The organism is Caulobacter sp. GW821-FHT09H08 (assembly GCF_059415885.1).
Genome location: NZ_JBWKOC010000003.1, coordinates 577,746 through 599,184, shown reverse-complemented (window position 1 = coordinate 599,184; position 21,439 = coordinate 577,746). Strand labels below are relative to the sequence as shown.

Annotated in this window: 16 protein-coding genes and 1 pseudogene; 9 read left to right on the top strand and 8 right to left on the bottom strand. The window is 68.1% G+C overall.

Going from position 1 to position 21,439, the window contains the following annotated elements:
* Positions 1–11: 11 nt before the first annotated feature.
* A complete protein-coding gene (locus tag AC07NN_RS12420; protein ID WP_494641106.1) occupies positions 12–1,121 on the bottom strand; it encodes an S-(hydroxymethyl)glutathione dehydrogenase/class III alcohol dehydrogenase in 1,110 nt (369 codons plus the stop codon).
* A 115-nt stretch (positions 1,122–1,236) separates the two neighbouring features.
* Here AC07NN_RS12420 and AC07NN_RS12415 point away from each other — a divergent pair, with 115 nt between their 5' ends.
* On the top strand, positions 1,237–2,115 hold the full coding sequence (locus AC07NN_RS12415) for a LysR family transcriptional regulator (RefSeq protein ID WP_494641104.1): 879 nt from the start codon (positions 1,237–1,239) through the stop codon (positions 2,113–2,115).
* Here AC07NN_RS12415 and AC07NN_RS12410 read toward each other — a convergent pair.
* Positions 2,112–3,401 carry a DUF1254 domain-containing protein gene (locus AC07NN_RS12410; RefSeq protein WP_494641102.1) on the bottom strand — a complete coding sequence of 430 codons (1,290 nt, stop codon included), beginning with the start codon at positions 3,399–3,401 and terminating at the stop codon, positions 2,112–2,114. The two genes, AC07NN_RS12415 and AC07NN_RS12410, sit on opposite strands and share 4 nt — an antisense overlap.
* 74 nt (positions 3,402–3,475) lie before the next feature.
* Positions 3,476–4,267 carry an RNA methyltransferase gene (locus AC07NN_RS12405; protein WP_494641100.1) on the bottom strand — a complete coding sequence of 264 codons (792 nt, stop codon included), beginning with the start codon at positions 4,265–4,267 and terminating at the stop codon, positions 3,476–3,478.
* Between the two features lie 78 nt (positions 4,268–4,345).
* Here AC07NN_RS12405 and AC07NN_RS12400 point away from each other — a divergent pair, with 78 nt between their 5' ends.
* Complete coding sequence (locus AC07NN_RS12400) at positions 4,346–5,341, top strand: serine hydrolase (RefSeq protein WP_494641098.1); 996 nt, start codon at positions 4,346–4,348, stop codon at positions 5,339–5,341.
* A 12-nt stretch (positions 5,342–5,353) separates the two neighbouring features.
* Positions 5,354–5,432 (top strand): annotated as a pseudogene (locus tag AC07NN_RS12395) (hypothetical protein); the annotation flags it as partial.
* 13 nt (positions 5,433–5,445) lie between these two features.
* Here the strand turns inward: AC07NN_RS12395 and AC07NN_RS12390 are convergent.
* On the bottom strand, positions 5,446–7,872 hold the full coding sequence (locus AC07NN_RS12390) for an ATP-binding protein (protein WP_494641926.1): 2,427 nt from the start codon (positions 7,870–7,872) through the stop codon (positions 5,446–5,448).
* A gap of 325 nt (positions 7,873–8,197) precedes the next feature.
* On the opposite strand from AC07NN_RS12390, the gene AC07NN_RS12385 reads away from it, so the two are divergent.
* A complete protein-coding gene (locus AC07NN_RS12385) occupies positions 8,198–9,409 on the top strand; it encodes an NADP-dependent isocitrate dehydrogenase (protein WP_494641096.1) in 1,212 nt (403 codons plus the stop codon).
* A gap of 68 nt (positions 9,410–9,477) precedes the next feature.
* Here AC07NN_RS12385 and AC07NN_RS12380 read toward each other — a convergent pair whose 3' ends face one another.
* A complete protein-coding gene (locus AC07NN_RS12380) occupies positions 9,478–10,083 on the bottom strand; it encodes a CAP domain-containing protein (protein WP_494641094.1) in 606 nt (201 codons plus the stop codon).
* 420 nt (positions 10,084–10,503) lie between these two features.
* Here AC07NN_RS12380 and AC07NN_RS12375 point away from each other — a divergent pair, with 420 nt between their 5' ends.
* From AC07NN_RS12375 to AC07NN_RS12365, 3 genes are read left to right on the top strand one after another with little or no spacing between them, the layout of a single operon-like run.
* Positions 10,504–11,082, top strand: a complete 579-nt coding sequence (locus tag AC07NN_RS12375; RefSeq protein ID WP_494641092.1) for a DUF2939 domain-containing protein — start codon at positions 10,504–10,506, stop codon at positions 11,080–11,082.
* Between the two features lie 10 nt (positions 11,083–11,092).
* Positions 11,093–12,037, top strand: a complete 945-nt coding sequence (locus AC07NN_RS12370; RefSeq protein ID WP_494641090.1) for an AEC family transporter — start codon at positions 11,093–11,095, stop codon at positions 12,035–12,037.
* 32 nt (positions 12,038–12,069) lie between these two features.
* Positions 12,070–12,447, top strand: coding sequence for a VOC family protein (locus tag AC07NN_RS12365; protein ID WP_494641088.1), 378 nt, complete (start codon positions 12,070–12,072; stop codon positions 12,445–12,447).
* 5 nt (positions 12,448–12,452) lie between these two features.
* Here AC07NN_RS12365 and AC07NN_RS12360 read toward each other — a convergent pair whose 3' ends face one another.
* Positions 12,453–13,022 carry a hypothetical protein gene (locus AC07NN_RS12360; protein ID WP_494641086.1) on the bottom strand — a complete coding sequence of 190 codons (570 nt, stop codon included), beginning with the start codon at positions 13,020–13,022 and terminating at the stop codon, positions 12,453–12,455.
* Between the two features lie 181 nt (positions 13,023–13,203).
* On the opposite strand from AC07NN_RS12360, the gene AC07NN_RS12355 reads away from it, so the two are divergent.
* A complete protein-coding gene (locus AC07NN_RS12355) occupies positions 13,204–15,282 on the top strand; it encodes a DUF3857 domain-containing protein (RefSeq protein WP_494641920.1) in 2,079 nt (692 codons plus the stop codon).
* Between the two features lie 74 nt (positions 15,283–15,356).
* On the opposite strand, the gene alaS is transcribed toward AC07NN_RS12355, so the two are convergent.
* Both alaS and recA read right to left on the bottom strand, forming a co-directional pair.
* Complete coding sequence (alaS, locus tag AC07NN_RS12350) at positions 15,357–18,002, bottom strand: alanine--tRNA ligase (protein WP_494641084.1); 2,646 nt, start codon at positions 18,000–18,002, stop codon at positions 15,357–15,359.
* Positions 18,003–18,463: 461 nt separating this feature from the next.
* Positions 18,464–19,534 carry a recombinase RecA gene (recA, locus tag AC07NN_RS12345; protein WP_494641082.1) on the bottom strand — a complete coding sequence of 357 codons (1,071 nt, stop codon included), beginning with the start codon at positions 19,532–19,534 and terminating at the stop codon, positions 18,464–18,466.
* A 230-nt stretch (positions 19,535–19,764) separates the two neighbouring features.
* On the opposite strand from recA, the gene AC07NN_RS12340 reads away from it, so the two are divergent.
* A complete protein-coding gene (locus tag AC07NN_RS12340) occupies positions 19,765–21,384 on the top strand; it encodes a matrixin family metalloprotease (protein WP_494641080.1) in 1,620 nt (539 codons plus the stop codon).
* The last annotated feature ends 55 nt before the right edge of the window (positions 21,385–21,439 follow it).

Below are 21,439 nucleotides of genomic sequence, written 5' to 3'. Positions count from 1 at the left end.
AGGAGGAAGACCTAGAACGTCACCACGGTCCGGATGCTCTCGCCCGCGTGCATCAGGTCGAACGCCTTGTTGATGTCTTCCAGCGGCAGGACGTGGGTGATCATCGGGTCGATCTGGATCTTCCCGTCCATGTACCAGTCGACGATCTTGGGCGTGTCGGTCCGGCCGCGCGCGCCGCCGAAGGCCGTGCCTTTCCAGACCCGGCCGGTGACCAGCTGGAACGGGCGGGTGGAGATCTCCTTCCCCGCCTCGGCCACGCCGATGATGATGCTTTCGCCCCAGCCGCGGTGGCAGGCTTCCAGCGCCGTGCGCATGACGCCGGTGTTGCCGGTGGCGTCGAAGGTGTAGTCCGCGCCGCCGTCGGTCAGGGCCACTAGGTGGGCGACCAGATCGCCCTGCACGTCGTTCGGATTGACGAAGTGGGTCATGCCGAACTTGCGGCCCCACTCTTCCCGCGCCGGATTGAGATCGACGCCGATGATCATGTTGGCGCCGACCAGCTTCAGGCCCTGGATGACGTTCAGGCCGATGCCGCCCAGGCCGAAGACGATGGCGTTGGCGCCCGGCTCGACCTTGGCGGTATTGGTAACGGCGCCCACGCCCGTGGTCACACCGCAGCCGCAGTAGCAGGCGGTCTTGAACGGCGCGTCCTTGCGGATCTTGGCCACCGCGATCTCGGGCAGGACCGTGTAGTTCGAGAAGGTCGAGCAGCCCATGTAGTGGTGGATGGTCTGGCCCTTGTACGAGAAGCGGCTGGTGCCGTCCGGCATCAGGCCCTTGCCCTGGGTGGCGCGGATCGCCGTGCAGAGGTTGGTCTTGCCCGAAAGGCAGCTTTTGCACTGGCGGCATTCGGGCGTGTAGAGCGGGATCACGTGATCGCCGACCGCCACCGAGGTGACGCCCGCGCCGACCTCGACCACCACGCCCGCGCCTTCGTGGCCCAGGATCGAGGGGAACAGGCCTTCGCTGTCGAGGCCGTCCAGGGTGTAGGCGTCGGTGTGGCAGACGCCCGTGGCCTTGATCTCGACCAGGACCTCGCCGGCCTTCGGGCCTTCCAGGTCGACCTCGACGATCTCCAGCGGCTGCTTGGGGGCGAAGGCGACGGCGGCGCGGGTTTTCATCAGAGGCTCCCTCGAGATTTCGAGCGATCTTGGTACGCCTCGCGGTCCGCGTCGATAATCCCGATACGCGCAAAACATTGTTGCTCAATAGGGACAATTAGCGCATGCCCTCGCCATGAGCCGCTGGGACGGAATCGACGAATTCGTGGCCACGGCCGAGGCCGAGAGCTTCTCCCGCGCCGCCCAGCGCCTGGGTCTCTCGACCTCGGGCGTCAGCCGCGCGGTCGCCGGGCTGGAGGAGCGGCTGCAGACCCGCCTGCTCTATCGCACCACCCGCCGGGTCAGCCTGACCGACGCCGGCCGCGTTTTCCTGGTCCGCTGCCGCCAGCTGATCCTGGACCGCGACGAGGCCCTGGCCGCCGTCGGCGAGGAGGACGCCGAACTGAAGGGCCAGCTGCGCATGACCTGCTCGGCGGCCTATGGCGAGCGGTTCGTGGTCCCGGCGATCAACGCCTTCGCCCTGGCTCACCCCAAGCTGGCCATCGAGATCGACCTGAATGACGCCGTGCGCGACATCGTCAGCGAGGGCTTCGACCTGGCCATCCGCTTCGGGCGGCTCACGGACAGTCGACTGATCGCCAAGCGCCTGGCCTCGCGCACCCGCCGTCTCTGCGCCGCGCCCGCCTATCTGTCCCGCGCCGGCGCGCCGCAAGCCATCGCGGACCTGGCCAGCCATGCCTGCGTGCTGGGGGCCGCCGACACCTGGCCGTTCCGAGATGGTGAGCGCGAGATCGCCTTCAAGCCGCAGGGTCGCTGGCGCTGCAACAGCGGCTATGCCGTGCTGGACGCCGCGCTACGGGGCCTGGGGATCTGCCAGCTGCCGAACTTCTATGTCGACGCCGCCATTGCCGAGGGTCGACTGGTACCGCTGCTGGAAGCCAACCGTCCGGCCGACGAAGGCGTCTGGGCCGTCTATCCCCACCTGCGCCTGCTGCCCGCCAAGGTCCGCCTGCTGGTCGAGCACCTGGAGCGGGGGCTGGCGGTCCAGGACTAGAGCTTGACCACCGCCGGGAACCGGAACGCCCCGCCGAGCAGCTCCGCGCGCGGCAGGTAGGCGCGCAGATAGAGGGCGAACGGTCCGGACTTCGGGGCCGGCAGCCAGTTGCCGCTCTTGTCGCCGCCGGGATCGGAGCGGCCGATCCAGACGTCCAGGGTTCCGTCTGCATTGCGCTGCAGGCCCGCCGTGCGGTCGCCGACCGTGTAGCGGTTGATCGGATTGTCGGTGAAGAAGAACTGGCCGTCGGCCGTGGCCTCGTACATCGACAGCGACCAGAAGCCGTCCAGCGGCAGCTGCGCCGGCATGGTCAGGCGGTAGAGGCCGTCGCCCGTGAAGTTCCCCGCTCCGTCGTCGCCGGCCGCCTTCATGTACATGGCCTCGGCCACCGGCAGCGCGCCCAGGCCCTGCAGGGCGACGATGGCGCGATAAAGATAGTCCTGGCCGTAGTCGCCCAGGTTCGGACGCGGATACGACCAGCCGTTCACGAAGGTCTGCCGCCCCTTGGCGAAGACGGTGATCATCCGGGCCTGTTCGACGCCGGTCACGGCCGTCGCATCGTCATAGGGTCCCGCGCCCAGGAAGGCGGCGGCGCGCTTCAGCGCCTTCACGTCGGTCGGCGGCGCGGGATCGCTGGCCAGCAGCGCGCGGGCGGTCGCGAAATAGTCGGCCGGCTTGGCGTCGCGGGCGGCGTAGGTCGCCACCGGTCCACCGGCGGGGCCCTTCAGCACGAAGCCGTCCTGGGCTTTGTGCGCCGCGTCGAGGTCGGCGCCGCCGTCGGTGAGGGTGCGGATCAGCAGCCAGGCGTGTGGGGTGGCGATCCGCGTCGGGTTGGGGCCGGTCGAGGCCTGGCCCGGCCCGACCAGGGTGAAGGTCCCGCCCTCCCCGCCGACCGTGCGCGAGCCCAGCACAACGTTGTTGTTGGTGAACATGTCCATCACCGCCACCGAGTAGTAGCGCTTGCCCAGCGGCGGGATGGTCAGGGTCACCGGCCCCTTGGTCAGATCCAGGAAGGCCGAGGAATAGAGGGTGTCGTTGTTGGGCGTGGTCACCCAGCGGGCCTTGTGGTCCGACAGGGTGCGGGTGTGGTTCAGCGTGTTGATCGCCGCGCCGGGCGCCTTCAGCAGACGCGCCCGAGTGGTGGCCATCTCGATCAGCGGCAGGGCGTAGAGATAGGCGTCCCGCGCGGCCATGGGATCGCCGTCCGCCGCGCGCGCCAGGGTCGGCGCCCAGGTGGGCGCTAAGCCCAGCATGCCGGCCACGGCCAGCAGTTCCCGACGGTTCATGGCGCCCTCCCAAACATTTGTTTGGAGCGAGTTTGAGCGCGCGAACCGACTTTCGGCAAGAGGCGTGCCGATAGTTAGTCCTTCTTCGAGGCCTTCTCGGCCAGCTTCGCCAGGACGCGGCCACGGCCCTTGCTGAGCGCGGTGATCACGCCCCGGAAGGTGCGAACCTCCTGGTCGGTCAGGCGGGCCCGGGCCAGCGGGACGCGGAGGTTGCGGACCATCGAGGGCTTCTTCTCCGGCGGATGGTAGAAGCCCGCCTTGTCCAGCTCGCCCTCGAGATGCTCGTAGAGGCCCAGCAGCATCGCCTGATCGGCGGGCTCCTCGACATTGTGCTCGAACTTCTTCCAGGGCCGGTCGTCCTGGGTCATTTTCCATTCGTAGGCGTTGATCGACACCGCCTGGGCCAGGTTCAGCGAGCGGAAGCGTTCGTCGATCGGGATCGAGACAATGGCCTGGCAGAGGGCGATGTCGTGGGTCTCCAGACCCGCGCGCTCACCGCCGAACAGCAGGCCGACCTTGCGGCCTTGCGCGACTTCCTCGGCCAGGTGGGCGGCGCTCTCACGGGGGGTGTAGACCGGCAGGCGCGTCTCGCGCGGGCGGGCCGTGGTGGCGTAGATCAGCTTCAGGTCGGCGATCGCTTCCTCAAGGGTATCGAACACCTTGGCGTCGTCGAGCGGCCAGTGGGCGCCCGAGGCGCTGGCCCAGGCCCGCTCTTGCGGCCAGCCGTCGCGCGGCCGCACCAGGCGCAGCTCGTAAAGCCCGAAATTGGCCATCACCCGCGCCACCGAGCCGATGTTCTCGGCCAGCTGGGGCTCGTTGAGGATCACGCAGGGAGGGATGGGCTTGGTCACGGCTTCGTCGGTCATCCGCACCCTTTGCCGCCGACTGAGCGCCGGATGCAAGTGTTCAGCGCAGCCGAACCGCCAGCGCCGCGTTCAAACGGCATGTCGCGCCGCGCCGTCCTGACCGCCCTTCTCGCCCTGCCTGTCCTCGCCGCCTGCGGCGAAAAGCCGATGCTGGGGCAGCAGGAACCGACCATGAAGCCCAAGCGGCTGCACAAGCGCATCGACGCCATTGCCGTCCGCGCCGCGCCGGCCGTGCTGGGCGTGGCGGTCGAGGACCTGACCACCCGCCAGCTGTGGGCCCATAACGGCGACCGTATCTTTCCCCTGGGCGCCGGGGCGCGGGTTCCGATCCTGGCGGCGGTGATGGCCGAGACGGCGGCGGGCCGCTTGCCGCTCACCGAGGTGCTGCCCGTCCGCGACGTCGACCTGTCGCCGCCGCCCAGCGCCGTGGCCGACGCGTGGCCCGGTCGCCAGACCTGGACCGTCGCCGACCTGGAGACCCTGGCCCTGCACGGCGACACCACCGCGCTCGACCTTCTGACCCGTCGCATCGGCGGGCCGGGCGGGGTTAATGGCTGGCTGGACGTGCGCGGGATCAAGGGCGTCAGCGTCGACCGCTATCGCCGCCAGGTCGAGACCGAGAGCCGTGGCCTGGCCTCGTTCCGCGCCGAGTGGAAGAGCGAGGCCGTCTGGCGCGGCAAGGTCCAGGCTGTTTCGGCCGCCGACCGCGCCCGGGCGGCCGACCAGCGCCAGGGCGATCCGCGCGACACCGCCACGCCGGTCGGCATGGCCCGCCTGCTGGAAGCCTTCGACACGCGCGAACTGGGCGTGGCGCCCGACTTCAACCAACTGCTGGGACACGACGGCGGCTACCTGGCGGCGGTCCTGCCCAAGGGCGCGGCGCTGGCCCAGGCGGCCGGCTCGGCCAGCCCGGACCTGGGCGTCACGCCGCAGACCCACGCCCTGGCGGTGATCGAGTTGAAGGACGGCCGCCGCATCGCGCTGGCGGTGTTCCTGACCGCGTCCACGGCGGACGCCGTCGCCCGCGAGCGACTGATCGCGGAGGTCGGTCGCGCGGTGCTGGACGAGTTCTAGGCGAGCCGAAACCTCGTCCTTCGACAAGCTCAGGATGAGGTTTCCAGTGCGATGTCTTGATCCTCACCCTGAGCCTGTCGAAGGGCGGGGATCACGCAAAGCCTTTAGCCGCCGCGCACCCGCGCCAGGGCTTCCAGCAGCTGGGCCGGGTGAAGCGGCTTGGCCAGGTGCAGGTCGGCGCCGGCGGCCTCGGCGGCGGCGACGTGTTCTTCCATGGCGTTGGCGGTCAGCATGACCACCAGGATCGGCGGCGCGCCCGAAGCCTTCTCGCGAGCGCGGATGGCGCGGGTGGCGGACAGGCCGTCCATCACCGGCATCTGCATGTCCATCAGCACCGCGTCGAAGCTGGCGGCTTCCAGGGCGTCCAGCGCCGCCTGCCCGTCCTCGACCATGGTCAAGTCGATGCCGAACGGCTGCAGCACGATCTCGACGACCTTGCGGTTGGTCGGATGATCCTCGGCCACCAGCACCCGCATGCCCTCGAAGGAAATCTCGCGGTCGTCGGCGGCCGCCGGCTTGGCCTCGGCCTCGGCGCAGCGCGGCAGGGGCAGCACGACCGAGAACCGCGCGCCTTCGCCCGGCGTCGCCTCGGCCGAGATCTCGCCGTCCATCATCCCGGCCAGAGCCGCGCAGATCGACAGGCCCAGGCCCGTGCCGCCGAACTGGCGGGTGATCGACTGGTCGGCCTGGACGAAGCGCTTGAAGAGCCTATCACGGACCGCGTCGTCGAAACCCACCCCGGTGTCACGGACCGTGAAGCGGACACGTTCACCGACCCGGTCGACCTCCAGCGAGACCTCGCCCTGGGCGGTGAACTTCACGGCGTTGGCCAGCAGGTTGGAGAGGATCTGGCTGATCCGGCCCGCGTCGCCGTCATAGGTCCCGGCGGCTTCGGGCGCGACGGACCAGCGGAAGGCCAGGCGCTTGGCCTCGGCCGCCGCCGCGTGCAGCTCGGCCATGCCGCGCACCAGCTGGGTCAGGTCGAACGGCGCCAGGGTCAGCTGGAACTCGCCGGCCTCGATCTTGGAGACGTCCAGGATGTCGCCCAGCACCTGCTCCAGCAGACGGCCCGACGAGGTGACGAGAGCCGCCAGTTCGCGGCGCACCTCCGGGTTCTGCTCGTCGGCCAGGCGGTCGCCGATGGCGATCACCCCGTTCAGCGGCGTCCGCAGTTCGTGGGACATGTTGGCCAGGAACACCGACTTGGCCTGGTTGGCGCGCTCCAGTTCGGCGGTGCGCTCGGCCACCCGGGTCTCCAGCGAGCGGCGCAGCTCCTCGTTCCGCTCGCGCTGGCCGCGCAGGGCGCGGGCGAGGGAGCCGATCTCGTCGGGGCGCTTCTCGATCGGTTCGGCGGCCTGCGGATCGCCCACCCGCTGGGCCTCCGCCAGGGCCTGCAGCGGCGTGGCGACCATCTGGTTGGTCAGGCGGTACATCAGCAGCACCTGCAGCAGCACGCCGACGAAGCCGAACAACAGCACCCACGAGGCGGTCTTCAGCGACGACCAGACGATGTCGCTGGACGGGAAGGTCATCAGGAACCACCAGCCCGGCTCGATCAGGCGGCCATAGGCCACCAGGCGGTCGCCCTTGGGCGACATCACCGTGCCGACGTCGCGCTTCTGAGCGCGGACGACATCGACCAGGTTCTTCAGGTCGTTATCGACCTCGAACTTGCGCAGCACCCCGACGTCGATCGCGCCGTTGCGGGCCAGACCGGCGGCGGCGACCAGTTCGCCATCGTCGGCCACGATCATGTTGCGGCCGCCCGGCAAGGCGTCGGCCACGGCGCGCAGCAGGTAGCTGTCCAGCGACAGGCTGGTGCCGAACGCCCCCATGAACTGGCCCTTGTAGTAGAAGGGCGTCATGCACGCGGCGTTGCGGCCCCGGCCGCTGGGGTCGGAGATCAGCCGCCGCAGCTTGGTGCACTTCATGACCCGAGTCGGATTGTTCTCCGGCAGGGTCAGGGTCGTCATCTCCTCCTCGGCGATGCTGAGGTTCGGCGGCGCGTCGCGCCGGTAGTACATCAGCTTGTCCGGGCGGTTGGGCCCGAACATCACCAGCCGCGTCCTGGGCGTGAAGAAGTAGAAGTTGTCGTAGTGGCGGATCTCGGTTTCGCCGGTCGAGGCCACGACGTCCGTGGCGGCGACGAACAGTTCCTGCTCGGGCAGGCTCATCGTGTCGGCCTGGGGCAGGTACGAGCCGATGCCGTAGATGTAGCGGTTGCCGATCCGGGCGCCGTTGAACAGGCCCGGGATCGAGCGCCGGGTGCCGTCGCCCTTCTCGGGGAAGAGGCGTTCGAACTGGGCGTGGATCGCCGGGTCGTCGCCCATGGCCAGGCGCCGGGTCAGGGCCTCGGCGGCGGCGTCATGCACCTTCACGAGGTCTGAGAACAGGCGGTCTTCGGTCTTGACCCGCTCGCCGACATATTCGGCCAGGTGCCGGGTCTGGGTGTCAGCGGCGCTTTTGCGCACGAAGACGAAGGCCGCCGCCGTCGCGACGCCCGTCACGGCGATAGACAGGATAGCGACCATGATCAGCAGCCGCCTGGCCAGCGGCTCCGTCACTCCGGCGATCACGGCTGAACCGTTGTTCAAACCCCCTCCCAGAGCCAGTCTGCCCGCAGACTGGCTCAGCAGCTAAACAATCGACGCGCGTTTCAAAAACGCGCTTCGGGCTCGCCCCCCGCGAGCTATTGCGCAGATTCCCGACATTCCAACGCTGAAGTTACTAAGGACCTGCAACCGATCCGCTTTTCCGTCGCGACGCAACAGTCTATAGCCTCCCCGTCCGCGCCGCTTCCTGGCCCTGTGCGCCAGATCGCCACAGGCGCGCCACCGCCAGAGGAACATCCCCGCAATGGCCAAGATCAAAGTCGCCAACCCCGTCGTCGATATGGACGGGGACGAAATGACCCGGATCATCTGGAAGCTCATCAAGGATAAGCTGATCTTCCCGTATCTGGACCTGGAACTGGACTACTACGACCTGTCGGTCGAGAACCGCGACGCCACCAACGACCAGGTGACCATCGACGCGGCCAACGCCACGAAGAAGCACGGCGTCGCCGTCAAGTGCGCGACCATCACGCCGGACGAACAACGCGTCACCGAGTTCAATCTCAAGAAGATGTGGAAGTCGCCGAACGGCACGATCCGCAACATCCTGGGCGGCGTGATCTTCCGCGAGCCCATCATCTGCCAGAACGTTCCGCGCCTGGTGCCGGGCTGGACCCAGCCGATCATCGTCGGCCGCCACGCCTTCGGCGACCAATACCGCGCGACCGACTTCAAGTTCCCGGGCAAGGGCACCCTGTCGGTGAAGTTCGTCGGCGAAGACGGCGAAGTCATCGAACACGAAGTGTTCCAGGCTCCGGGCTCGGGCGTCGCCATGGCGATGTACAACCTGGATGAGTCGATCCGCGACTTCGCCCACGCCTCGTTCGCCTACGGCCTGAACCGCGGCTATCCGGTCTACCTCTCCACGAAGAACACGATCCTCAAGGCCTATGACGGCCGCTTCAAGGACATCTTCCAGGAGATCTACGACGCCGAGTACGCCGAAGCCTTCAAGGCCAAGGGCATCCACTACGAGCACCGCCTGATCGACGACATGGTCGCCTCGGCGCTGAAGTGGTCGGGCGGCTATGTCTGGGCCTGCAAGAACTACGACGGCGACGTGCAGTCGGACATCGTCGCCCAGGGCTTCGGCTCGCTGGGCCTGATGACCTCGGTGCTGATGACCCCGGACGGCAAGACGGTGGAAGCCGAAGCCGCCCACGGCACCGTCACCCGCCACTACCGCCAGCATCAGAAGGGCGAGAGCACCTCGACCAACTCGATCGCCTCGATCTTCGCCTGGACGCGTGGCCTGGCCCACCGCGCCAAGCTGGACGACAACCAAGAGCTGGCCAAGTTCGCCGCCACCCTGGAAAAGGTCTGCATCGACACCGTCGAGGAAGGCTACATGACCAAGGACCTGGCCCTGCTGGTCGGTGACAAGCAAGGCTGGCTGACGACCGAAGGCTTCCTCGACAAGATCGACGAGAACCTGAAGAAGGCCATGGCCTAAGCTTCCAGGTTTCGGCCTGAAACGAGAACGCCCCGGAGGACTGCCTCCGGGGCGTTTTTCGTTGCCGGCTATTCCGCCCGGCCCCGCTCCATCAGCGCCCCGGCGAAGTCGATGACGCACATCGAGCCCCACTGCCGATGGTCGCCGCACGCGACGCCGGCGGTCGTGTAGCTGGCGGTGAAGATATTGCGCCGGTGGCCTCGCCCGGCGACGCGGCTGTCGATGACCAACTGCCGCACGATGGCCCGCGCGTCGTCATAGCCGTACGAGATGTTCTCGGCCGAGAGGCCCGCATAGACGCCGTTGCTCCGCAGACGGACGCCCAGGCTGCCCGCCGGACCGTGGCCGACGTCGCCCCGCGGCCCTTGCGTCCGTGCGTGCTGGCGAGCCGCGGCGTCGAGGCGCTGGTCGCCCTTCAGCGGCCGCAGGGGCTGCTGCCGCTCGAGGAAGGCGATGGCCTCCTCGACCGCTCCGGACTCTTCCCGCTCGAACACCCAGTCGGGCGCGCGCCGCAGTTCGCGAGCATATTCGGTCGGGTTGGCGCGGACATAGTTGATCTCGGAGAGGACGTCCTGATCCAGGTCGGCGGCGTGGGCGGCGATGGCGGGAAGCAGGAAGGCGGCCGCGAGAAACGCAGCGGCGGCGCGCAGACGCGTCGCGGGACGGCACAACATGTGTCGTTACTCTCGGTACTGAAAGCGTCCCCCGAGAGCCTGATACCAGTCCCCGCCGGCGAGCGCGAGGCGCGGTTTGTCGCGCCAAATACAATTATCAGGCGATAATTGACACATACAACCAGTATGGATTCAACTGGCCTGGAGCCGACGCGGCTCACTGGGCTCAAGCATCGCCCAAGATCCGTCGAGAACACTCCTCCCCGTCGGATCTCCCTTCAACGCCGCTTCCGCCCCGGGAAGCGGCGTTTCTTTTGGCCCCGCTCGCCAGGCGAGCAACCTTGCGGCGCGGCCTGGGATTTGATCTACCCCCGTTAACCTTCGAGCGCGTTGGGCGAAAGTGTGCCCGGTTTCGCCCGCTAAACGCGCTCGCATCCTTGGAATCTAGAACCTGTCCAAGGCAGGTTCTAGGGAGGCGGCATGACCCTGCAGAAGCGGATCTGGGACCTGATCGTGCTGGCGATCTTTGTCTTCGCCGCCGCGTTCGCCACCGCGCCGTGGTTCGCCTTCCGCGCGCTCAAGGCCGCCGCCCAGTACGAGGACGTGCAGGCGATCGGCGAGTTGGTCGATTTCCCCGCCGTCCGCAGCAGCCTGACGGGCCAGCTGGCCGCCGACACCCCGGCCGCCCAGCCCGAAGCGCCGTCGGTCTGGCGCGATCCGCTGGGCGCGCTGAAGAAGGCTATCGAGCCCATCGCCCCGCCCGAGCCCAAGGTCGACCGCTACCTGACCGTGGCGGGCCTGTCGGCGCTGACGCGCGGCTATGCGCCGGGGCAGGTCCCGCCCTCCCCGACGACCGAGCCTTCGCTGGGCGAACAGGTCCGCGACTCGATCCGGGGTCCCTATCCCGGCATCGCATACTGGGACCCCAACCGGGTGCGTATCTCGATCAAGCGTCCGAACGGCGGCGGCAAGGTCACGATCTTCACGTTCGAGCGGCGCGAGCTGTTCACCTGGAAGCTGGTCCACATCCGCCTGCCAGGCGACGAGCGCCAAGGCTGATCGATCCCCTGTGACCGCCCTCGTCCTCGACGTCCTGGCCAGGGTCTGGCCCTTCTTCCTGCTGGTCGGCGCGGGCCTGGCCCTGAGCCGTCTGCGTCTGCTCGACGCGCGGATGACCCAAGGTCTATCCGCTTATGTCTACTGGGTCGGCTTCCCCGCCCTGTTGATCCATTCGCTGTCGAGGCTGGGTCGGCCCGGGCATGACCTGCTGACGGGTTTGGCCGTCTATGCCGGCGCCGGGCTGCTGGTCATGGCGGCCGTCATCCTGGCCGGCCGCGTGCTGGGCTGGAGCAAGGCCGAACGGGCCGGGGCGGCCATGGCCTCGGGTGTCGGCAACAGCGCCTTCCTGGCCCTGCCGATCACCGCCGCCGTCCTGGGCGCGGAGACCGCTCGCCTGGTCGCCGGCGCGGTGGCCATCGACTTCGTGGTCCTGGCCGCCACGGGCGTGGGCCTGCTGGGCTGGGCGGCGGGCCGGTCGGTCTGGCGCTCGACGGTGCAGGCCTTCCGCAACCCGGTCGTGGCGGCCGCCCTGGCCGGCGTCGCCCTGGCCCTGCTGGACCTGGCCTTGCCCGAGCCCCTGGACCGCGCCGTCGGCATGGCCGCCGCCTCTGGCAGCCCTGTCGGCCTCGTGGCCCTCGGCGCGGCGCTGGGCTTGCGCGAGACCGAGGGCGAGGCCGCGCCCGCCAACACGCCGATCCTGCTGGGCGCCCTGGCCAAGCTGGTCCTGTTCCCGTTGCTGGCCTGGTTCGCCATCGGCCTGACGCCCGCGCCGCCGGCCTTCCGCGCCGGAGCGACCCTGCTGGCGGCGGCCCCGACCGCCGTGAACGTCTTCATCCAGACCCGCGCCTACGGCGTCTTCTCCCGAGGGGCAGCCCGCACCGTGGCCCTGACCACGGCCGTTTCGGCGATCACCCTGTCGGTGGTTGCGCTACTGCTGACAGCCCACGGCAGCTAGTCTCCTATGCTCCTTCGTCAGGAGGAGACCCCATGATCAGCTACATCACGATCGGCGCCAGCGACATCGACCGCGCCGGCGCCTTCTACGACGCCGTGCTGGGCGCCCTGGGCAGCGAGCGCCTGTGGCGGCAGGGCGACTGGATCGGCTACGGCCCCGATCCCGAACACGCCACCGTCATGATCTGCGCGCCCGAGAACGGCCTGCCGGCCAAGGCGGGCAACGGCATCATGGTCGGGCTGAAGGCCGAGACATCGGAACAGGTCGACGCCTTCCACGCCGCGGCCCTGGCGCTGGGCGGCGCGTGCGCCGGCCCGCCCGGTCCGCGCCCGGCCTATGGCGAGGGCTACTACCTGGCCTATGTCCGCGATCCGGACGGCAACAAGCTGGCGGCGTTCCTGAAGAGCTGACGCCCTTACGGCCGCATCGTGGCGCCCTGCCCCGTCAGCAGGCTGGAGGTCGGCGCGCCGCCCGTCTTTCCGTAAGCCCCGGGCTTGCCTTGGTCGCCGGCCTTCCAGCCGGCGGGACACGGCCCCACGCGGTGATAGCGCCGGGCCTGGACGACCTTCCCGCCCTCCATCTGCAGCGGCTGTAGGGCGAAGCGGACGGTGAAGTCGTCCGCGGCCTTGCGCGTCGTGGTCACATAGAGGCCGTAGCGCAGGCCGTCGGCCTGGCAGCGGCCGATATGCTCGTCGGCGCTGTCCTTGGCCGCCTTGCCGTAGGGCTCGCAGAGTGCGCCATTCACTCGCGCCTCGACGCGGCTGAACGAGGCGACCAGTTCCGGATGCGCGCAGACCTCGGTGGCGCCGGTCTGGCCGCCGGAGTCCTCGACGACCTCGACCCGCCAAAGCGCGGGCGGGGCCAGGGACTTGTCCTTCAGGGACTGCGCTTCCTGCTGGCCTTCCTTGGCCCCGCAGCCGCCGAGGGCGAGCGACAGGCCGGCGGCCAGGGCCAGCATCCCCCACTGAAGAGCCTTTCGCGCCACGAGCGCCTCCAAGGTTTGAACTACATTTGTAAATCAATTGAGGCGCTCGACGCGGTTTCGTCAAGCCATGGCGGATGCGGAATGGGAGCACGCGACCTGAGGCATAGGCCTCGCGAGCGACCGCGCCGCGTCACGCAGGGAAACACTTTCGCTTGCAACGAGACACAAGCGCCACTTGAAAGTGATCTCGCGCTCGCCACAATGGCGCGAAGTGGGATGGGGTAAAGCGGTGCGCGTTTCCGTAATCGTCATGGCGTCTATGTTGGTCGCCAGTTCTGCGTACGCACAGTCCGTGCAGGTTCGCCGAGGTCCTGCCCCGACATGGGTCACGCCCTCCGCTTTACTTTCGACACCGGAGAACGTCAGCGGTCCGGTCTTCGTTCGCCGCCAGGATCTGGAGATCCATCTCGGCGACAAGGGACAGGCGCAATACTTCGGCTATCGGATCAAGATTCTGCAGTCGAGCGCCCTGCAACTCGGGAACATTTCGATTGCCTGGGACCCGATTTCCGATGCGCCCATCGTGCATGAGATCAAGATCTTCCGCGACGATCAGATCATCGATGTCCTGAAAGACTCGTCGTTCGAGATCTTGCGGCGCGAAGACCAGCTGGAAATGGCAAAGCTCGACGGGACGCTGACGGCGGTCCTTCGCATTCCCGATCTGCGGGTCGGCGACGAACTGGAGGTGGATCTGACCACCTTCGCGAGCGACCCCACGCTGGGCCCCAATGAAGCTGGCCTGCTCATCCTCACGCCGGCCCCCTCGCCGGGTCGGTACCGCCTCGGACTCAGTTGGGATCAAGGCCACAAGCCCAACCTGAAAATGACCGACGACATGACGCCGGCGATGGCGGCGAGCGAGCGCGCGGTCCAGTTTCGCTTCGACAATCCGGCCGTGCTTTCACCGCCGAAGGACGCGCCGGCGCGCTACCAGTGGCAGCGCGCTGTCGAATATACGGACTTCGCCGACTGGCCGTCTCTCTCGCGCCATTTCGCGCCCCTCTATGCGAAGGCCGCGAAGCTGGACGCAAACTCCGCGATCAAGCGCGAGGCCGCCCGCATCGCGGCGGCGCAGGCAAGCCCTCTCGATCGCGCCGCGGCCGCGCTGAAGCTGGTCCAGCAGGATGTGCGATACATCTATGTGGGTCTCAATGGCCGCAATCTGACCCCGGCTCCGGCGGAAGAGACCTGGCAGCGCCGCTACGGCGACTGCAAGGGCAAGACCACGCTGCTTCTGGCGCTGCTTCACGAACTGGGGATCGATGCGGAGCCCGTCCTCATAAACTCAACCGGCGCCGATGACGGCCTGGGGCAGCGCCTGCCGGTTCCGCAATATTTCGATCATGTGCTCGTGCGCGCGCGTATCGATGGCGCTGCCTATTGGCTGGACGGGACGCTGCCGTCCGTGGCCCTGGCGAGCGCCCGGCCGGTGTTTCCGGTGAACTGGGTCCTGCCGCTGACCGCGCAAGGCAGCGCACTGGAGAAGCTGGCGTGGCAGCCGCCGACGACTCCCGACGAAATCAATCTGTACGAGATCGATGCACGGGCAGGCTTCGACAAGCCGGCGCGGATCGTGTCGACCCAAATCGTTCGCGGCGTCAAAGGCCTGCAGCAGCAGATGCAGTTCTCCACTGTATCGACCGGACAGCTGTTGGACGCCTTCCGGCAGCGCGCCGTCGGGGATGTGTGGCAGACGATCGACGACGTTCAGTGGCGCTATGACCTGAAGGCGGGCGCCAGCATCCTCACCATCAGCGGAACCGGAGCGGTCGATTGGGACGATGACGGCGGCGGCGCCAGGTCGCTGGCGCTTCCCGGCGGCGGATTCAGTCCGCCCGAGCGGCGGATTCGAGCAGCGGGCCCTAACCAGGACGCGCCGTTTTATACCGAGTCCGAATACAGCTGCCACGTCACGACGGTGCGACTGCCGAGTACGACCCAGGCCAAGCAATGGTCCTCGAAAGCAAGTTTCGATACGCGCCTGTTCGGGCGGAACTACTACCGCGCCTGGGAGCTGCGTGACGGGTCGATACGCATGGTCCGAGGATCGCGCATCGAGCAGCCGGAGATCGACGCCAGCGTCGCACGGCGTGACAACGAGCGGATCGCCGCGTTCGACAACAGCATGGGCTGGATCGCCTTCAATCCCTCGGGCCGAAAGGGGGCCGTCGGCGGCGGCGAGAAGGTGCCGGCCACCTATGACTTCGACTGGACGGCCAACGACGTGCCGTGCGCCTCTCCCGCGAAGGCCAACTAGCGGCGACCATCTCGGACATGAAAAAGGGGGCGTCTCCCGACGCCCCCTTCGTCATTCATAAGCTAGCGGCCTGATCAGCCAGCCAGCGCCGCCTTGACGGCCGCGAGGCCTTCGTTGGCCTTGCTGTCGTCCGGGGCGCCGCCCTGGGCGAAGTCAGCCTTGCCGCCGGCGCCCTGGCCGCCCATGGCGATCACGGCGGCCTTGGCGAGGTCGGCGGCGCTGAACTTGCCGGTCAGGTCGGCGGTGACCGCGACGGTCACGGCGGCCTTGCCGTCCGAGGTGCCGACCAGGGCGACGACGCCCGAGGTCAGCTGCTTCTTGAACTCTTCAGCCACGCCGCGCAGCTCCTTGCCGCCGACGCCGTCCAGGACGCGGGCGATCAGGGCCGTGCCGTTCACGTCCTCAGGACCGGCCGCAGCGCCACCGCCGCCCCCCAGGGCCAGCTGCTTCTTGGCGTCGGCCAGTTCCTTCTCGAGGCGCTTGCGGTCGGCGATCAGGGCCTCGACGCGAGCGCCGACTTCCAGGACCGGGGTCTTGAACTGATCGGCCAGCGACTTGGCCACGCCCGCCTGGTCCAGCAGGAAGCGGCGGGCCGCCTCGCCGGTCAGGGCCTCGATGCGGCGCACGCCGGCGGCGACGCCTTGCTCCGAGACGATCTTGAAGAGCGCGATGTCGCCGGTGCGGGCCACGTGGGTGCCGCCGCACAGCTCGACCGAATAGGCCTTGGCGTTGTCGGCCAGCGACTTGCCGAGCGTGAGCACGCGGACGCTGTCGCCGTACTTTTCGCCGAAGAGGGCCACGGCGCCGGCCTCGATGGCCTCCTGCGGGGCCATTTCCTTGGTCTCGGCCGGGACGTTCTGGCGGATGACTTCGTTGACCTCGGCCTCGATGCGGTCGAGCTCGTCGGCGGTCAGCGGGCCGCCGTGGCTGAAGTCGAAGCGCATGCGCTCGCCATCGACCATCTGGCCCTTCTGGGCGACGTGCGGGCCCAGCACATGGTGCAGGGCGGCGTGCACCAGGTGGGCGGCCGAGTGGTTGGAGCGGGTGGTGTGGCGGCGCTCGGCGTCGACCGAGGCCACGACCTGGTCGCCGACCTTCAGGTCGCCCGACAGCTCGACGCGGTGGACGAACAGCTCGCCGGCCTGCTTCTGGGTGTCGATGACGCGGCTCTCGCGGCCATTGGCCTCGATCACGCCGGTGTCGCCGGCCTGGCCGCCGCTCTCGGCGTAGAAGCTGGTGCGGTCCAGCACGACCTCGGCGGTCACGCCGGCCGAGGCGCTCTCGACCTCGACGCCGTCGACCAGGATCGCCTTCACGACGCCCGTGGTCTCGGTGTTCTCATAGCCGACGAAGTCGGTGGCGCCGGCCTTTTCCTTGATCGAGAACCACGCGGCGGCGCCGGCCTGCTGACCCGAGCCGGCCCAGTTGGCGCGCGCCATCTCGCGCTGCTTCTGCATGGCCGCGTCGAAGGCGTCGGTGTCGACGGTCAGGCCCTTGGCGCGCACGGCGTCCTGGGTCAGGTCCAGCGGGAAGCCGTAGGTGTCGTAGAGCTTGAAGGCGGTCTCGCCGTCCAGCACGCCGCCGGCGCTCAGATTGGCAGTGGCGTCGTCGAGCAGGCCCATGCCGCGGCCCAGGGTGACGCGGAAGCGCTCTTCTTCCTGGCGCAGAGTCTCGACGATCGAGGCCTCGGCGCGGCGCAGTTCCGGATAGGCCTGGCCCATCTCGGCCACCAGGGTCGGGGCCAGGCGGTGCATCAGGGGCTCTTGCGCGCCCAGCAGATAGGCGTGGCGCATGGCGCGGCGCATGATCCGGCGCAGGACGTAGCCACGGCCTTCGTTCGACGGCGTCACGCCATCGGCCAGCAGGAACGAGGACGAACGCAGGTGGTCGGCGATGACGCGGTGCGACGGGGCCTCGGCGCCTTCGGCCTTGACGCCGGTCAGCTCGACGCTGGCGGCGATCAGGGTTTTGAACAGGTCGACGTCGTAGTTGTTGTGCACGCCCTGCAGGACGGCCGCGACGCGCTCCAGGCCCATGCCGGTGTCGATCGAGGGCTTGGGCAGGCTGATGCGGTCACCGCCGGCCAGCTGCTCGAACTGCATGAACACGAGATTCCAGATCTCGATGAAGCGATCGCCGTCCTCGTCCGGGCTGCCGGGAGGGCCGCCGGGGATCGAGGGGCCGTGGTCGAAGAAGATTTCCGAGCACGGGCCGCACGGGCCGGTGTCGCCCATGGACCAGAAGTTGTCGCTGGTCGGGATGCGGATGATGCGATCGTCCGACAGGCCGGCGATCTTCTTCCACAGGTCCGCCGCCTCGTCGTCGGTGTGATACACCGTGACCAGCAGCTTTTCCTTGGGCAGCTTGAACTCGCCGGTCAGCAGCGTCCAGGCGTGGTGGATCGCCTGTTCCTTGAAGTAGTCGCCGAACGAGAAGTTGCCCAGCATCTCGAAGAAGGTGTGGTGGCGGGCGGTGTAGCCGACATTGTCCAGGTCGTTGTGCTTGCCGCCGGCGCGGACGCACTTCTGCGAGCTGGCCGCGCGCGGATGGGCCGGGGTCTCGGCGCCCGTGAACACGTTCTTGAACGGCACCATGCCGGCATTGACGAACAGCAGGGTCGGGTCGTTCTGCGGCACCAGCGGCGCGGACTGAACCACGGCGTGATCGGCCTTGCCGAAGTAGTCGAGGAAGGTGCTGCGGATCTCGTTCAAGCTGGGCATGAGCGTCTCAAAGTCTTGCATACCGGTCCGGCGAGCGGCCGGAAGTCGCGCGCTGCATAGCGCGGTTTTTCGCGAAGGGGAAACCGAGTCCGAGGCAGCGCCCCGGCTTGGGGAGAAAAAGAGCCGATTGCGGCGCGATGTGGCGCGGCTTGCCGTTGGGGCAACGGGGTGCGCAGCGGGGTTTAGGGGGTCTGGCGGCTTGGCGGCGGCGAAGGCCTCCACCGCCGTTCGGCGGTCCCCCTCCCCCAGAGGGGGAGGGGAAAAAGACATGGCGCCTACGCTGCCCCCTCCGGCCCTTCGGGCCACCTCCCCCATGAAGGGGGAGGACAAAAGAGTAGGCCGCCTGGCATGGGGTCCAGGCGGCCTGATATCGCGGCCTTCGCGGCGGTCCGCCGCGGGCGTGTTGAAGGCGGGGACGCCCGCGAAAACGGGCGAAGGCCGCGAACTCTTGGGGCCGAGGACTAGTCCTCTTCGCCCTCTTCCGGACCGCCGACGAGGAGCTCTTCCTCGATCTTCTGCGACGACTTGCGGACAGCGGCCTCGATGGAGGCGGCGACGTCCGGATTGGTCTTCAGGAACTCGCGGACATTGTCGCGGCCCTGGCCGATGCGCTGGCTGCCGTACGAGAACCACGAGCCGGCCTTGTCGATGATCCCGGCCTTGACGCCCAGGTCGATGACTTCGCCCAGCTTGGAGATGCCCTCGCCGTACATGATGTCGAACTCGACCTCGCGGAACGGCGGGGCCACCTTGTTCTTCACGACCTTCACGCGGACGTTGTTGCCGATGATCTCGTCACGGACCTTCACCGAGCCGGTGCGGCGGATGTCCAGGCGCACCGAGGCGTAGAACTTCAGCGCGTTGCCGCCCGTCGTCGTTTCCGGGCTGCCGTACATCACGCCGATCTTGTGACGGATCTGGTTGATGAAGATGACGATGGTGTTGGCCTTGTTGATCGAGGCGGTCAGCTTGCGCAGCGCCTGGCTCATCAGACGGGCTTGCAGGCCCGGCAGGCTGTCGCCCATCTCGCCTTCGATTTCCGCCTTCGGGGTCAGGGCCGCGACCGAGTCGATGACCACGATGTCGACGGCGCCCGAGCGCACCAGGGTATCGGTGATCTCCAGGGCCTGTTCGCCGTTGTCGGGCTGCGAGACCAGCAGGTGATCGAGATTGACGCCCAGCTTGTGCGCGTACGACGGGTCGAGCGCGTGCTCGGCGTCGACGAAGGCGGCGGTGCCGCCGGCCTTCTGGACTTCCGCCACCACGTGCAGGGCCAGGGTCGTCTTACCCGAGCTTTCCGGGCCGTAGACCTCGATGATCCGCCCCTTGGGCAGACCGCCGATGCCGAGCGCGATGTCCAGGCCGAGCGAGCCGGTGGAGACGGACTCCATCTCGACCTTGCCCTTTTCGCCCAGCTTCATCACCGAGCCCTTGCCGAACGCACGGTCGATCTGGGCGAGAGCCGCCTCTAGCGCGCGTTGCTTGTCGCCTTCTTCCTTGCCCACGAGTTTCAAAGCCGCCTGACTTGTCATTGTTGATCCGCCTCTATCCCATGATTCCGGCCGCCCGATCGGCGCTTCCCGCGCCCCGCCACAACGGCCTGTGGAACATGTTTAATGCGTACATGCTTTGTTCCAAGTTCGCAAGATGTTCTCACCCATAGAAACGACCGTTTCTGTCGTAGCCAATTTAAGGTCGGATTAGGCCGTGCGGGCCTAGACTGGCGCCAAGCGCCCCATCGGCGACGCACGGAGACCGAGCCATGCCTGTTCTGTCTGGGGAACGTTGGGCGGCCAGCGGCGGGACCACCACGGTCACCTGGAGCTTCGCGACGTCGAACTACAGCACGCTGAAGACGACGTACCAGGGCTACAAGGACTTCGACACCCCGATCAACGTGAACTACCAGACCTCGGTCGTGGCGGCCTTCGCCGCTTGGGAGGCCGTGGCGAACATCCACTTCGTCCAGGCCACGGACTCGGCCAGCGTCAACATCCGGGTCGGCAACCTGGCGATCGACGGCCGCGCCGGCCCCGGCCAGGGATCGACCCTGGGGACCACCGCCTCCTGGTTCAGCGGGGTCAACTACGCGACGGCGCAGATCTATTTCGACGTCGACGCCTATGACGACCCGACCACCTTCTACGAGGTCGCTGTCCACGAGATCGGCCACGCGCTGGGACTGGAACACAGCCCCATCATGAGCGCGGTCATGTACTACCTGGCCAACAGCCAGAACCTCAGCGGCAAGCTGTCGAGCGACGACATCGCGGGGATCACCTCGATCTACGGCGCCAAGGGCGCGGCGATCGTCGACGACTATCTTTCGACCACGGCGACGACGGGCGCGGTCTCCGTCGGGGGCTCCACGACAGGGACGGTCGAGATCGCCGGCGACGTCGACTGGTTCAAGGTCACCCTGGTGGCCGGACACACCTACCGGTTCGATCTCGAGGGCTCGTCGACCGGCGCCGGGACGCTGGCGGATCCCGTGCTGGAGCTGCGCTCAAGCACGGGCGCGCTGATCGGCACGTACGACGATGGCGGCACAAACCTCAATTCTCGCGGCAGCTACGCTGTCCAGACCAGCGGGACGTACTACCTGTCCGCCCAGTCCATGGTCGCCTCGGGCACGGGCACCTACAAGCTGTCGGTGGCCGACATCGCCTCGGCCCAGCCGTCGCAGGTGGTGTTGACGGCGGGGACGAACATCCTGCGCCAGACCAGCAACGCCACGGTCACCGACCTGGCGACCAAGGTCGGGGCCGGGACCATGACCCAGGCCGCCGCCATCGCCCAGATCGTCAAGACGGCGGACGCCACGACCTCGGTGGCGATCTTGAGCTATCAGTTCTTCACCGGCTCGATCCCCTCGCTGGGCGGCATCGACTATCTGGTCTCGCCGACGGGCAGCAATCCGAACAACATCAACTCGGCCTACTACCAGCTGTTCTCGCTGGAGAACCGCTACATCAACTTCGCCGTCAATCTGGGCAAGGTCGGCGCGGGCCAGGCGCAGTTCCAGGCGGCCTATGGCTCGCTCGACCTGTTCGCGGCCACCCGCCAGGCCTATGCGGCCATCTTCGGCGCCACGCCCAGCGACACCAAGCTCCACGCCCTGCTGGACCCGACGTTCGTGATGAACGGCGTGACCATGTCTCGCGCCCAGTACTTCGCCTACTATGGCGGCGACGGCGCGAACGGCCTGGGGACCAAGGCGGCGATGGTCGGCTGGCTGCTGGCCGAGGCCGAGAAGGCCGACGTCGGCACCTACGCGCTCTCGAACGCCGCGTTTCTGACGGACCTGGCCGACGGGGCCAACTTCGGCGTCAACCTGATCGGCGTCTATGGCCGGCCGGAGTACGTCTATAGCGTCAGCTAAGGCCAAGTTCGCGCCGAGACCTGACAGAATGTCGCACCCGCGCGGCGAAACCCGT

Bases quoted from the DNA above. Each gene is read 5' to 3' on its own strand.
- AC07NN_RS12385 (WP_494641096.1), top strand. From the start codon at position 8,198: ATGGCCAAGATCAAAGTCGCCAACCCCGTCGTCGATATGGACGGGGAC.
- AC07NN_RS12410 (WP_494641102.1), bottom strand. From the start codon at position 3,401: ATGAACCGTCGGGAACTGCTGGCCGTGGCCGGCATGCTGGGCTTAGCG.
- AC07NN_RS12380 (WP_494641094.1), bottom strand. From the start codon at position 10,083: ATGTTGTGCCGTCCCGCGACGCGTCTGCGCGCCGCCGCTGCGTTTCTC.
- AC07NN_RS12375 (WP_494641092.1), top strand. From the start codon at position 10,504: ATGACCCTGCAGAAGCGGATCTGGGACCTGATCGTGCTGGCGATCTTT.
- AC07NN_RS12405 (WP_494641100.1), bottom strand. From the start codon at position 4,267: ATGACCGACGAAGCCGTGACCAAGCCCATCCCTCCCTGCGTGATCCTC.
- recA (WP_494641082.1), bottom strand. From the start codon at position 19,534: ATGACAAGTCAGGCGGCTTTGAAACTCGTGGGCAAGGAAGAAGGCGAC.
- alaS (WP_494641084.1), bottom strand. From the start codon at position 18,002: ATGCCCAGCTTGAACGAGATCCGCAGCACCTTCCTCGACTACTTCGGC.
- AC07NN_RS12365 (WP_494641088.1), top strand. From the start codon at position 12,070: ATGATCAGCTACATCACGATCGGCGCCAGCGACATCGACCGCGCCGGC.
- AC07NN_RS12390 (WP_494641926.1), bottom strand. From the start codon at position 7,872: ATGGTCGCTATCCTGTCTATCGCCGTGACGGGCGTCGCGACGGCGGCG.
- AC07NN_RS12415 (WP_494641104.1), top strand. From the start codon at position 1,237: ATGAGCCGCTGGGACGGAATCGACGAATTCGTGGCCACGGCCGAGGCC.
- AC07NN_RS12340 (WP_494641080.1), top strand. From the start codon at position 19,765: ATGCCTGTTCTGTCTGGGGAACGTTGGGCGGCCAGCGGCGGGACCACC.
- AC07NN_RS12420 (WP_494641106.1), bottom strand. From the start codon at position 1,121: ATGAAAACCCGCGCCGCCGTCGCCTTCGCCCCCAAGCAGCCGCTGGAG.
- AC07NN_RS12400 (WP_494641098.1), top strand. From the start codon at position 4,346: ATGTCGCGCCGCGCCGTCCTGACCGCCCTTCTCGCCCTGCCTGTCCTC.